The sequence below is a fragment of the Albirhodobacter sp. R86504 genome (assembly GCF_042466415.1).
In the GTDB taxonomy this organism is placed as follows: Bacteria; Pseudomonadota; Alphaproteobacteria; order Rhodobacterales; family Rhodobacteraceae; genus Albirhodobacter.
Window position 1 is genome coordinate 2,693,918 of record NZ_JAXHCH010000002.1, and the last position, 13,034, is coordinate 2,706,951.

Annotated in this window: 13 protein-coding genes; 10 read left to right on the forward strand and 3 right to left on the reverse strand. The window is 60.6% G+C overall.

Annotated elements, in window-relative coordinates; genetic code table 11:
- From SJY32_RS15020 to SJY32_RS15030, 3 genes are read right to left on the reverse strand one after another with little or no spacing between them, the layout of a single operon-like run.
- Nucleotides 1-2,049: an intermembrane transport protein PqiB gene (locus SJY32_RS15020; RefSeq protein ID WP_376877157.1), complete on the reverse strand. Its 2,049-nt coding sequence runs from the start codon at nt 2,047-2,049 to the stop codon at nt 1-3.
- A complete protein-coding gene (locus tag SJY32_RS15025; protein WP_376877160.1) occupies nt 2,046-2,675 on the reverse strand; it encodes a paraquat-inducible protein A in 630 nt (209 codons plus the stop codon). The genes SJY32_RS15020 and SJY32_RS15025 overlap by 4 nt, the downstream gene beginning before the upstream one ends.
- Nucleotides 2,672-3,349, reverse strand: coding sequence for a paraquat-inducible protein A (locus SJY32_RS15030; RefSeq protein ID WP_376877162.1), 678 nt, complete (start codon nt 3,347-3,349; stop codon nt 2,672-2,674). Before SJY32_RS15030 ends, SJY32_RS15025 begins: the two co-directional genes overlap by 4 nt.
- A gap of 172 nt (nt 3,350-3,521) precedes the next feature.
- Between SJY32_RS15030 and SJY32_RS15035 the strand changes: the two genes are divergently transcribed.
- The 10 genes from SJY32_RS15035 to SJY32_RS15080 all read left to right on the forward strand — a co-directional run bounded on the left by SJY32_RS15035 (nt 3,522) and on the right by SJY32_RS15080 (nt 12,989).
- Nucleotides 3,522-5,087: an ATP-dependent RecD-like DNA helicase gene (locus SJY32_RS15035; protein ID WP_376877165.1), complete on the forward strand. Its 1,566-nt coding sequence runs from the start codon at nt 3,522-3,524 to the stop codon at nt 5,085-5,087.
- Between the two features lie 99 nt (nt 5,088-5,186).
- Nucleotides 5,187-5,642, forward strand: coding sequence for a universal stress protein (locus tag SJY32_RS15040; RefSeq protein ID WP_376877168.1), 456 nt, complete (start codon nt 5,187-5,189; stop codon nt 5,640-5,642).
- A gap of 110 nt (nt 5,643-5,752) precedes the next feature.
- Nucleotides 5,753-6,316, forward strand: coding sequence for a NifU family protein (locus SJY32_RS15045; RefSeq protein ID WP_376877171.1), 564 nt, complete (start codon nt 5,753-5,755; stop codon nt 6,314-6,316).
- Entirely contained in the window at nt 6,306-6,971 is a 666-nt protein-coding gene (gene tsaB, locus SJY32_RS15050; RefSeq protein WP_376877174.1) for a tRNA (adenosine(37)-N6)-threonylcarbamoyltransferase complex dimerization subunit type 1 TsaB, read from the forward strand. Before SJY32_RS15045 ends, tsaB begins: the two co-directional genes overlap by 11 nt.
- The gene (locus SJY32_RS15055; protein WP_376877177.1) at nt 6,968-7,420 is read left to right on the forward strand and encodes a GNAT family N-acetyltransferase; all 453 of its coding nucleotides are present in this window, start codon (nt 6,968-6,970) and stop codon (nt 7,418-7,420) included. Before tsaB ends, SJY32_RS15055 begins: the two co-directional genes overlap by 4 nt.
- 158 nt (nt 7,421-7,578) lie before the next feature.
- Nucleotides 7,579-8,568 carry a BMP family protein gene (locus SJY32_RS15060; protein ID WP_376877180.1) on the forward strand — a complete coding sequence of 330 codons (990 nt, stop codon included), beginning with the start codon at nt 7,579-7,581 and terminating at the stop codon, nt 8,566-8,568.
- Between the two features lie 3 nt (nt 8,569-8,571).
- Complete coding sequence (locus SJY32_RS15065) at nt 8,572-10,149, forward strand: ABC transporter ATP-binding protein (RefSeq protein ID WP_376877183.1); 1,578 nt, start codon at nt 8,572-8,574, stop codon at nt 10,147-10,149.
- On the forward strand, nt 10,149-11,237 hold the full coding sequence (locus SJY32_RS15070) for an ABC transporter permease (protein ID WP_376877186.1): 1,089 nt from the start codon (nt 10,149-10,151) through the stop codon (nt 11,235-11,237). The genes SJY32_RS15065 and SJY32_RS15070 overlap by 1 nt, the downstream gene beginning before the upstream one ends.
- Nucleotides 11,234-12,202, forward strand: coding sequence for an ABC transporter permease (locus SJY32_RS15075; RefSeq protein WP_376877189.1), 969 nt, complete (start codon nt 11,234-11,236; stop codon nt 12,200-12,202). Before SJY32_RS15070 ends, SJY32_RS15075 begins: the two co-directional genes overlap by 4 nt.
- Nucleotides 12,186-12,989: a purine-nucleoside phosphorylase gene (locus SJY32_RS15080; protein WP_376877192.1), complete on the forward strand. Its 804-nt coding sequence runs from the start codon at nt 12,186-12,188 to the stop codon at nt 12,987-12,989. The genes SJY32_RS15075 and SJY32_RS15080 overlap by 17 nt, the downstream gene beginning before the upstream one ends.
- Nucleotides 12,990-13,034: the final 45 nt, after the last annotated feature.

A 13,034-nucleotide genomic window follows, 5' to 3' on the forward strand; every position in this document is an offset into this window, starting at 1 on the left:
TCACCGGCCCAAGATAAAGGCGCGCGGATTGCGTTCGATGGTGCGCGCGAGTGCCCCGAAGGACGCCGTAGCGCGTTTAAGTTCGCGCATCGCATCCAGCAATGTCGCATTAAAGGCCGAGCGTTCGCCATAAGAGGCAACAAGCCCGTCTGCGCGATTGATAAGCGTCTCGAGACGCGCGGAGATCTCTGGCAGGCGGTCGGTGCCTTGCGCGACCGCATCCGCCGCATCGCCCGCCGAGGCGAGCGCGGAGTTCAGATTCTCAGCAGCACCACCCTCGCGCAATTCTCTGAGCAAGACCGCAGCCTCGTTGAGCGTATCCGCCAGCGCGCGGGGGAGCTTTTCAGCATCTTCCGAGCCGATCATCCGCCGGATGTCGCCCAGCAGCCCGTCAATCTGCGCACCGATATCCTTCAGCGGTATTTCGGCGGCATTCGCGGCGACTTTCTCCATCTCGGTCACCATTGCGGGCAATCCGTCAAACGCCTCAACCGTTTCATTCGCGGCTGTGGTTAGGGCTTCGATTGCGGTGACGGTTTTCTCGCCGGCGTTCCCCTCGTTCAGCTCCGCCACCGTGGTGCGCAGCTCGGCCAGCAGGCCCGAGAGCTCCGTCGGAATCTCCATCGTGTTGGGGTTGCCCGCAACGCCGGACACGGAATCCATCATTTTAATGGCGCTCTCGAGAAGCTCCTCGATGGGCAGGTTGTTCACCCGTGTGAACAGCCCCTCCGCCGATGCCGAAAGATCGGTATTTGTCGGTGGGCCGACAGGGATCGTCGGGTAAGGCATGGCCGTCAGATCGAGTTTCTCAGGCAGGGCGTTTTCGATATCGATCAGTTCGATGATGATATTTTGGCCCAGAAGGCCCGTGCCGGCGATACGGGCCCGCAAGCCGTCATCGACCTCCACGGATAGGAATTCCGCGACCGATTCCGCATCGGACCCCTCCCACATGCCCAGCCTGCCGGGCGCGATTGCGATGACGATCTGTTGGCGGACGACCTGTTCGCCGTCTTCGGTATTGGCCACCCTGACGGAGATATCGCTGACCTCGCCTGCCTCAACGCCGCGGAATTGCACCGGCGTGCCAACAGAGAGACCTTGCACGGCCTCGTCGAACAGTAGGGTGAAGTTCACTTGCGAGGCTAGATTGTTATCGAAGATCGAGGTTTGAGCTTCTTCGGCGGAAGAAAACAGCCGGAACTCCTGACCGCTTTGCACAGGGGCGCCGCCAGCTGTGTAGGTTGAGAACTCGATCCCGCCTTGCACCAAAGACGCCAGCGACCGGACATCGACGTTCACGCCCGATGGCCCCACCGAAAGTGAAAAGCCCGACGTATCCCAAAAGCGCGTCGCAGTGGTGAGGCGTTCGTCATGGGGGGCTTCGATGAACGCATCCACCACAACGCCCGTGCCGCCATCGGCCAAGCGGGGGTTCGCGATCCGCCCCACCGGAATGCCGCGGAAGATAATTGGCGCGCCTTCGCTCAAACCGCCGCCATCTTCTGCGGCGAGGGTCACCCAAGTGCCATTCCCGCGCCCAGTATCAATCGGTGCGCGGTCTAATCCGGCGAAGCGGTCGGCGTCTTCGCCCGTCTCGGAATCCCATGCGCCCTCAATATATGTGCCCGATAGCACCGTCCCGAGATTGGAAATCCCTTGAGCCGAGACCTCAGGCCGCACCAGCCAGAAAGAGGCGTCTGCATCGATAAAGGGAGCGACCTCTTTATCCACCCGCACGGCGACGATGACCTTGGTGAGATCGGCCGAGAACCCGACCGTTTCAACCTTGCCCACCTGAATCTCGCGGAATTTCAACGCGGTTTCGCCCGGCGCGATGCCTGTCGCATCCGCGAACTCGATCTGGATCAGCTCGCCGCGATCGGAGTAGCTTTTCCACGCGATCCCAAGCGTCACCAATAGCGCAACCAAAGGCACCATCCACACGACGGACAGCCGCGACCAGATCGGCCGCGGTGCCTTTGTCCGGATCATCTCGGCAGGTTTGTCCGCATCTGTGCGGTTTTGCGGGGTATGGTCAGTGGTCATTGGGTCTCGCGATCTTCTGGTCCACGCCAGATCAGGCGTGGATCAAAGCTTTGGGCGGAAAGCATTGTGAAGGCAACCGAAAGCGCGAAAGATGCCGCCGCCGGTCCCGGATGGATAGAGGCCACAAACCCGAGCTGCACCAAGGCAGACAGGATCGCGACGACAAAGACATCGATCATTGACCAACGTCCGATAAATTCGACGATCTCGTAAAGAACGAGGTGGCGATGTCCGCCCGCGCGGCGCTCTGTGCCGACGGAGAGCGCAAGATAGGCGATTGCCATGAATTTCGCGACCGGAATCATGATCGACGCGATGAAGACGATGGAGGCGACGCCCCAACTTCCGTGGAGCATCAGTTCGATGACACCGCCCAAAATGGTGCTGGCCTGCGTGCCGTTTAATGTGGAGGTGACGAGCATCGGCAAAACATTGGCGGGGACATACATCACCAACCCTGCCGCGAACCATGCCCAGACTTTTTGTAGGCTGGCGGTTGAGGGGGGCTCGATCACCGAACCGCAACGTGTGCAGATTTCGGTCTCGCGCGGCAAGACACGGCCGCAATGTTTGCACCCCACGACCCCTGCACGAGAGGCGGTCAGAACCGATGCGCCCGATTTCATGCGTCGCCCTCAATCTCGGCGCGGTTGGCGCCCAGCTCTGCCCAGATCGCGCCTTCCGAGAGGAATGAGTTTTTCAACGCGGTCACAATAATCAGCGCGCACAGTGCCCAGAACGCCGCCCCGAATGAGACGGTGGCAAGCCCTGCGACCTTTACCAAAGCGACGGCTGTCCCGATGACAAAAATCTCGGCCATCGCCCAAGGCTCCAATTCTTCCGCAAGGCGGAATGTGCGGGCGGCGTGGCGCCAAGGCGGGCGCCCGTTGGCCAGCGGCGCGAGCGTATAGATGATTGCCGCAAACCGCAGCACAGGCACCGCCACGATGCTGGCCATCAAAGCCACGGCAAGGGGCAACAACAGCCCGTCCGAAAAGGCGAGGGCCGCCCCGAACAAGGAACTTTCATGCGATAGCCCGCTGGCCGAGATTTTCAGGAACGGAAAAAACACGGCGCCGACCATCAAGATCATCGCGGTGAACGAGAGCGCGATGACGTGCAAAAAAGAGTAGATCCGCGGCGCGATCAATACCGTGCCGCAGCGGACGCAAGCCGCGCGTTCATCCTCGGCCAGCGGGGTGACCTCCAGCAAGGCATCGCAATATGGGCAGGCGATCAGCGTCTCAAGAGCCGGCAGGGAGGCCAATTCAGGCGTGGATGAATGCGGCGCTGTGTTCATATAGGTGTTCTAGCGCGATGGCGCGGCGATGCAACTGTGATCCTGTGCCCCCCCCGCGCCACCGATGCTCCCATGGGCTATGGCCCCGCGTTCCAGCCAAAAGCGCGCCTTTGCTTTTTCGGAGCGCCGCATGGTCATTGCCCCCGACGGCGCTCCCGAATACTAAGACAGCATGAGCGATCTCTTTGCCGACCAGCGCCCGAAACCTGCCGCCCCTGCCTTTACCTTTTCGGAGGATCAGGCAGAGGCTTGGGACCGCGTGGCCACAGCGTTGGAAGCGGCGGGCATCGATATCACCTCCGGCGATTTCACAGGCGAGGGCGGCGGAAATCAGGTGCTGTCGGTGATCGGCAAGGCGGGGTCGGGCAAGACCATGCTATTGGCGGAACTTTACAAGTCGCTTGAGCAGGCGGGCGTCGAAGTCGTCTCGGGCGATTGGGAAGGGCGTAAGCGCAAAGAAAAGCGGACTTTGGCGATCCTCGCGCCCACAAACAAGGCGGCCTCGGTGCTACGATCGCGCGGGGTTCCGGCGACGACGATCCACCGTATTTTATACACGCCCGTTTATGATCCGCAGTATGAGCGCATCGCGGAGTGGCTGGCAGGGCAGGGCGAACGTCCCAAGATCGAAGACCTGTTAGAGGAGGCGCTTGATCGCGCAAAAGCATTCTACGATCTGCATAAATCCATTCCGGGGGCTTTGGCGACGGCGGGTTTGCGGGGATCTGATTTTATTCAGGGGTGGAAGCGCCGCGAAGATCCTCTCGACATCGGCTTTGTCGACGAGGCGTCGATGCTCGATTCGCGCCAATATGACGATCTGCGCGAAATTTTCCCGACCTTGGTGATGTTTGGCGATCCGGCCCAGTTGGCGCCCGTGAACCAGTCGGGTCAGATGGTGTTCGAAACCCTCCCCGAGGCGCAGACCTGCCGGTTGCACCGCATCCACCGGCAATCGGGCGATAACCCGATCCTCGATCTCGCTCATGCTTTGGCGGACGATTCTCTGACGTTTGACCGGTTTGAGCGGATGGTCGAGGAGGCGTCAAAACGTGATCCTCGCGTGGTTTGGGCCGAACGGGTGGAATCCGATTTGATGGCGCGCTCGCCTGTTTTGGTTTGGCGTAACGTGACGCGGATCAAATTGATCGCGGCGTTTCGTGCGGCGCATGGCGCGCCTGTGGATGCGCTTTTGCCCGGTGAGCCGTTGGTGTGCGACGGGATCGAATTGCCGCTCAAACACCGCAAAAAACGGATCGATCTTGAGGCCCGCGGCCTCATCAAGGGCGCGCAGGTGATTTACCTTGGGCCCGGCAAAAAGCCGGGGTTCTCGCGCCTTCATGTCATGGGAGCGGAGGACCCGCGTCTCTCGGCCGCGTCGATCGTGAAAATCGAATTGCCTGATGAGGAGGAGCCGTTCATCCCCTACGCCGCGCGGATGGGGGCGGCGTTTTTGCACGGGGCGGCGGTGACGATCCACAAAGCACAAGGGAGCCAGTGGGATTCGGTGCAGGTCTTCGCGCCCGATATTTTCGCGGCAGCCCGTGTTGGCCGGATGGAGGCGGGGATCCCCCTTTGGAAGCGCCTCGCCTATGTCGCCATCACGCGGGCGGAAAATCGTCTGCTTTGGGTTGTGCGAAACCGGCTTGGGCGCCCGTCTGGCCCCCTGTCGATTGAGGATCTGCCGCGCGGGGTTGCGGCGCTGACGCTTGCGCCGACGGAGGAGCCTGAGGCTTGACGTGGCCCCTTTGCCGTAACGCCGCCGCGCGAGGGGCGTTGCAAAGCGCATTGCCAGCGCGTCAGTTTCGCGCGACACTCCGCGCGAATAGGAGGACCCATGCGTAAGTTTTTGGTCGTGCTTGATGATACACGTGAATGCCTGAACGCGATGCGCTTTGCCGCGATGCGGGCCTCAAACACGGGCGCTGGTGTGACGATTGTTTCTGTCATACCGCCTGAGGAATATCAGCACTGGATGGGGGTTGCCGAAATCATGCGCGAGGAGGCGCGTGAGCGGATTGAGGCCCATTTCGAGGTCTTCGCCAAATGGATGCGCGATCGTCAGGGCGTTGATCCCACATTGGAGATCCGCGAAGGCGAACCGCTCACGGAGATTTTGGACGTGATTGCGAAAGACCCGACGATCGGGGTTCTCGTTCTGGGGGCGGGCACCGATAAATCCGGCCCCGGCCCATTGGTCAGCCAACTCTCGCGCAATTCGGGGTCGCTGCCTTGCCCGATGACGATTGTTCCGGGGGAGATGTCGAAAGAGCGGCTGGAGATGATCACCTGAACACCGGTGGCCGCTTTGGCATTGCGCAGGAAAGTGACCATCTTCGCCTGTGGTAAACTTGACGAATTTGGTCACAAAGCGCATATCGGTGCCAAGCCAAGGAGGCGCATATGTTTATCCAGACCGAAACGACCCCGAATCCTGCGACACTTAAATTCCTTCCCGGTTTGACCGTTTTGGAAATGGGCACGGCAGATTTCACGAATGCCGATGCCGCGCAAACCTCGCCGCTCGCATCGCGGGTGTTTCGTGTGTCGGGTGTGACGGGCGTTTTCCTCGGGTCGGATTTCGTGACCGTCACGAAAGACGCAGCGACGGATTGGGATCATATCAAGCCCGCCGTTTTGGGCGCGATCATGGAACATTTCCAATCCGGTCAGGCGGCGATTGAAGGCGAAGGCGCCCCAAAAAGCGGCCATGCCGAGCATACCGGCGAAGATGGGGCGATTGTGTCGCAGATTAAAGAGCTGCTCGACACGCGCGTCCGCCCTGCGGTGGCCCAAGATGGCGGTGACATCACGTTCCACGGGTTTGAGCGAGGCGTTGTTTACCTGCACATGCAAGGTGCTTGTGCCGGTTGCCCGTCGTCGACGCTGACCCTGAAAATGGGGATTGAGAACCTCTTGCGGCATTACATTCCAGAGGTGACAGAGGTGCGTCCCGTTGCCGTCTGAGATTTATTGCCTCGGGTTTGACACATCGGCCGCGCATTGCGCGGCCGCTTTGTTGCGCGATGGCGAGCTGCTGGACTCCCGCTTGGAGGAGATGGGCAAGGGGCAAGCCGAGCGTTTGATGCCGATGATGATCGAGATGCTCGACGCGCATGGCCTGACATGGTCCGATCTCGCGGTGATTGGGGTCGGGACGGGCCCGGGAAATTTCACAGGGGTCCGTATTGCGGTTTCGGCGGCGCGTGGGCTTGCTTTATCGTTGGGGGTTCCTGCTGTCGGGGTCAGTCTTTTTGAGGCCCGCGCCTACGGGCTGCCGCGCCCGCTTGCGGTCGTTGAGGATGCGCGCCGCGGCGACGTTTATCTCCAGATCTTCCGCGAGGCGGAGCCTGCGGGCGAAGCGCCACAGCTTTTGCCGTTGGCTGAGGCCGCCGCGCTTGTGGAGGGGTTCGCGTTGACAGGAACCGCCTCGGAATCCGCCTATGCTTTGGCGAGCGATGCGATGAATATCAACGAGGATCGCGGGATGCCGATCGCGGAGGCGATTGCGCGGCTTGCCGAGGCGCGCCGCCTTACGCCCCAGCTACGGCCTGCGCCGCTGTATCTGCGGGCCGCCGATGCCGCTCCGCCGTCCGACCCGCCACCGGTGATCCTGCCTTGATCGCCAAGCCGGAAGGCGAGGCCGGAGGCTGTGTCCTTACAATGGACCAGATGGCGAGGATCCATGCGGCATCGTTCACTGTTCCGCGCCCTTGGGCCGCGGCAGAGTTCGCGGATCTGATGTCGATGCGCGGCGTTTTTTGCGAAGCGACGTCGCAAGGATTTGTCGTCGGGCGCTTGATCGCGGGTGAGGCGGAACTCCTGACACTAGCGGTGGATCCTGCGGCGCGCCGGCGCGGCATGGGGCGTGCGTTGCTCGCGAAATTCCTCTCGCATTTGGGTGAGAGTGACCGCGCGTTTTTGGAAGTTGCGGCGGGCAATGCGCCCGCGCGCGCGCTCTACCGCGCGTCCGGTTGGGCGGAGTCGGGGCTGCGCCGGGGCTATTACCGCCATCCTGACAGGCAAAGTGAGGATGCAGTGATCATGACTTGGGCGTTTTCCCGAACGTAACCCGCTATCTGCCTGACGATAGGCCATTTCCACTATTGACCACATGGTCAAACTCGGGCCCTAATTCAGTCGGGATGCGGGCGCCTTAACGGCTCGCCAATAGTGCTTCGCGTGGATTATAACCATGCAGGCAGATCACGATTGACCGGGAGATACTCATGACCCTGATGAAACAATTCCTTGGCGCGGCGGCAACGCTTGCGCTTACCGCAGGTGCGGGCCTTGCAGAACCAGCGCTCATTTTTGATCTCGGCGGCAAGTTCGACAAGAGCTTCAACGAAGCGGCCTATGTTGGCGCAGAGCGTTGGAAAACCGAAACCGGCGGCACCTATAAAGAGTTGGAACTGCAATCCGAAGCGCAGCGCGAGCAAGCCCTGCGCCGCCTTGCCCAGCAAGGATCGAACCCGATCGTGATGACCGGCTTTGCAATTGCCGATGTCCTCAACACGGTCGCACCGGACTATCCTGAGACGCAATTCGTGATCATCGATATGGTCGTCGATCAGCCGAACGTGCAATCGGTTGTTTTCACCGAAGAGCAAGGCTCGTATCTCGTTGGCGTGATGGCGGCGAAGGCTTCGGAAACCGGAACAGTTGGCTTCATCGGCGGGATGGACGTTCCATTGATCCGTAAGTTCGCCTGCGGTTATGTTCAGGGCGTGAAAGCGGCAAACCCTGATGCGAAAATCGTTCAGAACATGACCGGCAGCACGCCGTCTGCATGGAACGATCCGGTGAAGGGCGCCGAGTTGACCCGCGCGCAAATCGCGCAAGGCGCGGACGTTGTTTATGCGGCCGCGGGGGGCACCGGCATCGGCGTGTTGCAGACCGCAGCGGATGAAAACATCCTGTCGATCGGCGTGGATAGCAACCAGAACTTCATGCATCCGGGTAAGGTTTTGACTTCGATGACCAAGCGTGTCGACAATGCGGTGTTTGACGCGTTCTCGGCTGAGGCTGGCGTCTCCAGCGGCGTGAAGGTCATGGATCTGGCATCGGGTGGCGTTGATTACGCGATGGATGACAATAACGCACCACTGGTTTCCGAGGAGATGAAGGCGGCTGTTGACGCAGCGGCTGAGGGCATCAAATCGGGCGCTATCAAGGTGCATGATTATCAAACCGACAGCACTTGCCCTGTTGAATAATCCATGGTGACGCGCGCGACACAGGGGCGGCAGGAAACTGCCGCCCGCACCGCTTCCAAGGATGCCGCGCCAGCCATCGAGCTGCGCGGTATCTCAAAGGCTTTCGGGCCGGTTCAGGCGAATAAGAACATCTCGATCCGCGTTCTTCCAGGGACAATCCACGGGATCATTGGCGAGAATGGCGCAGGGAAATCGACTTTGATGTCGATCCTCTACGGGTTTTATAAAGCGGACGCCGGTGAGATTTTCATTCACGGGCAACTCACGCAAATCCCCGATAGCCAAGCGGCAATTCGCGCCGGCATCGGGATGGTGTTCCAACACTTTAAACTGGTTCAGAATTTTACCGTGCTTGAGAATATCATTCTGGGTGCGGAAGATGGTGCTTTGCTGCGGCCGTCGCTGGCGAAAGCGCGGCGGGTTCTGGCGGAACTGTCTGATGAATATGAATTGGATGTCGACCCCGATGCGTTGATCGAGGATCTTTCCGTCGGCCACCAGCAACGCGTCGAAATTCTAAAGGCGCTCTACCGCAACGCCGACATTCTGATTCTGGACGAGCCGACGGGGGTGCTGACCCCCGCAGAGGCGGATCACTTGTTCCGGATTCTCGGAAATCTACGCGCGCAGGGTAAGACGATTATCGTCATCACGCACAAGCTGCGCGAGATCATGGACATCACCAATACGGTGTCGGTGATGCGCCGCGGCGAGATGACTGCTACGGTCAGCACATCGGAGACGTCGCCCGAAGCTTTGGCGGAGCTGATGGTGGGGCGCAAAGTCCTGCTCAATGTTCCCAAAGAGACAGCCCAGCCTGGCGCAGAAGTGCTGAGCGTCGAACGTCTCAAGGTCGTCGATGAGGATAAGGTCGAGCGGGTGAAGGAGATCTCTCTGACCATTCGCGCGGGCGAGATTTTGGGTATCGCGGGCGTGGCAGGCAATGGCCAATCGGAATTGTTGCAAGTTCTGGGAGGTTTCCAGAAAGCGACGGGGAAAATCCGTGTAAATGGCGTGGAAATTGATCTGACCGGTAAGCATTCGGACGGTCGATCGCGGCGCAAGCGCGGCATCGCCCACGTGCCCGAAGACCGTCAGGCGCTCGGCCTGATTATGGATTTTGCTGCTTGGGAAAACACGGCCTTCGGCTATCAGGACGATCCCGCTTACCGCTCGGGCCTGCTGATGGATAACGCCGCGCTGAAGGCCGACACGGCCGCGAAAATGGAACGGTTCGACGTGCGCCCGCCCATTGCAGATCTCGCGGCTAAGCATTTCTCCGGCGGAAACCAGCAAAAGATCGTGCTCGCACGCGAGATCGAGCGCAATCCGGCGCTCTTGCTTGTGGGGCAGCCGACGCGGGGCGTCGATATTGGCGCAATCGAATTCATCCACCGCCGCATCGTGGAGCTGCGCGATGCAGGGGCCGCTATCTTGCTGGTTTCGGTGGAGCTTGATGAAATTATGTCACTTTCGGACAGAATTCTCGTGATGTTTGACGGGAAGATCATGGGCGAACGTGATCCAAAGACCACCAATGAGCGCGAGCTAGGCTTGTTGATGGCGGGGGTAGAAGGGTAATGGATCAGATCCCGAAGTGGGCTGACGTGGTATTGATCCCCGTCTTGAGCCTTGTGACCGCATTCCTGATTTCCGGAGGCGTTATTCTGGCAATCGGCGGTGATCCGGTTGAGGCGATCAAGGTGATGGTCGATGGCGCGCTCGGCTCGTCATACGGCTGGGGCTATACGCTCTATTACACGACATCGTTCATTTTTACCGGTCTTGCGGTGACGGTGGCTTATCATGCCTCGCAGTTCAACATCGGTGGCGAAGGTCAGGCGCAGTTGGGCGGTTTGGGCGTTGCGCTCGTGTGTCTTGCGTTGCCATGGCCGCATTGGACGGTTGCGCTTTTGGCCGCAACCCTCGGCGCCGCGCTCTTTGGTGCGGCTTGGGCGGCGATCCCTGCTTGGCTGCAAGCGCGGTTTGGCAGCCACATCGTGATCACGACCATCATGTTCAACTATGTCGCGGCGTCGGTTCTGGTGTTTTTCCTGACGGATGTCTTGCGCCCGATCGGCGCGGGCGAGCCCGCCTCGGCGCGCTTCCCCGAGGGGGCTAAGTTGCCTAGCCTTGCGGATGTGCCAGTGTTGGGCAACCTGTTCGATGCGCAGACGCCGGCAAATATCTCGTTCTTCATTGCGGTTGTGGCCTGTTTTGCGGTTTGGCTTTTGCTGTTCCGGTCGCGTTTGGGCTACGAGATCCGCGCCTTCGGGAAATCGGAATCGGCCGCGATTTACGCGGGCATCTCGCCCACGAAGGTCATTATGATCTCGATGCTGATTTCCGGCGCTCTGGCGGGGATGATGGCGATCAACAATGTTATGGGGGAAAGCGAACGGCTCGTGCTGAACGCGTCTGAGGGCGCCGGATTCATCGGGATCGCGGTGGCGCTTATGGGGCGCAACCATCCGGTTGGGGTGGCGATTGCGGCGTTGTTGTTCGGATTCCTCTACCAAGGCGGGGCGGAGCTCGGACTTTGGACGAACATCCCGATCGAGCTGCGGATCGTTATTCAGGGGCTTGTGATTTTGTTCACGGGCGCTTTGGACGGGATGATGCGGATGTTTGTGAAATGGGCCTTCGGTCTGGTGAGGGCACGCGCATGACTTATGTCGAACTCATTGCAATTCTTGATTCAACGCTGCGCCTTGGCACGCCATTGTTGTTGGCCTGTCTTGCGGGCCTGTTCTCCGAACGGGCCGGGATTTTCGATATCGGCCTTGAGGGGAAGATGCTCGTCGCGGCCATGGCCTCGGCGGCGGTCGCGGCCCTGACGGGATCGGTGTGGATTGGCTTGCTCGCAGGGATTTTCGGATCGCTGCTGTTCTCGCTGTTGCACGGTTTGGCGTCGATTACCTTCCGCGGAAACCAACTGATTTCCGGCGTGGCGCTAAACTTCCTCGCCTCCGGTTTGACGGTGTTGATCGCCCAGTCGCTGTTCCATCAAGGTGGGCGGACGCCGCCTTTGTCGGGCGGCGCGCGGTTCGCGCCGATCTCGCTGCCGTTCTCCGAGCAGATCGCGTCGGTTCCGGTGATTGGTCCGCTCTACTCGACGGTTCTTTCGGGAGACTCCATCCTTGTTTACACGGCGCTGGCATTGGTGCCTGTGACGTGGTGGGTGCTCTATCGCACGCGCTTTGGCCTGCGCCTGCGCGCGGTTGGCGAAAACCCAGCCGCCGTTGATACCGCCGGGATCTCTGTGGTCCGGATGCGTTACGCGGCGGTGATGATCACCGGCGTTTTATGTGGCTTGGCGGGGGCGTATATGTCGACCGGCTTGCAGGCAGGCTTTGGCAAGGAAATGACGGCGGGGCGCGGGTATATCGCACTCGCTGCGTTGATTTTCGCCAAATGGAAGCCGCTCAACGCGCTGGGCGCGACGATGTTCTTCGGGTTCTTGCAGGCGCTCGCCCTGCGTCCCGATGTCGTGGAGCGGCTCGCGCATGTGTCTGTGCCGGTGCCATTCCTTGACGCGTTGCCATATATTTTGACCGTGGTCGTTCTCGCGGGGCTCATGGGCCGCGCTTACGCGCCGCGCGCAGGAGGAGAACCTTATGTCAAAGAGCGCTGATCTCGTCAGTCTGATTCAAGCGCGCGCGGGTGACACCCCGCCGCGCATCGGTTTGGTTCTTGGCTCGGGCCTCGGGCATTTGGCGGAGGCCGTCGAGGGCGTCTCGATTGACTATTCCGAGCTTGACGGTTTCCCCCACGCCAGTGTTTCGGGGCACAATCCAAAGCTGGTGATCGGCACGTTGGAAGGCGTGCGGGTCGCGGTGTTCGGCGGGCGTGCGCATTATTATGAACGCGGCAACCCGGCCGAGATGCGCGTCCCTTTGGAGGTCCTGAAGGGCCTTGGCTGCGAGCAGCTCTTGCTGACGAATGCCGCGGGATCGTTGCGCGATGATATCCCACCGGGGGATCTGATGCTGCTCAATGATCACATCAACTTCTCTGGCAGTAACCCCTTGATTGGTGAGCCGACGGATGCGCGGTTCGTGCCGCTGTCTGAGGCGCATGACGCCGGAATGCGCGCGGAGTTGGCGCAGGCTGCGCGCGATGAGGGGATTGATCTCAAAGAGGGCGTCTATTGCTGGTTTGCGGGCCCGTGCTTCGAGACGCCTGCGGAAATTCGCGCGGCAAAGATCTTCGGAGCGGATGCCGTCGGCATGTCGACCGTCCCCGAAGTGATCCTTGCGCGGTTCTTTGGCCTGCGCGTGGCGGCAGTGTCTGTTATGACGAATATGGGCGCGGGCCTGTCATCTGAATCCATCAGCCACGAGCACACCAAGGCGATGGCGCCCCTTGGCGCTGCCAAGCTCGAACGCATCTTGCGGCGGTTCTTACGCGCGCAGGGATGAATTCCGGTCCCGTGGCCCGACCCGCCGGCAGGAGCTGTTTGACAC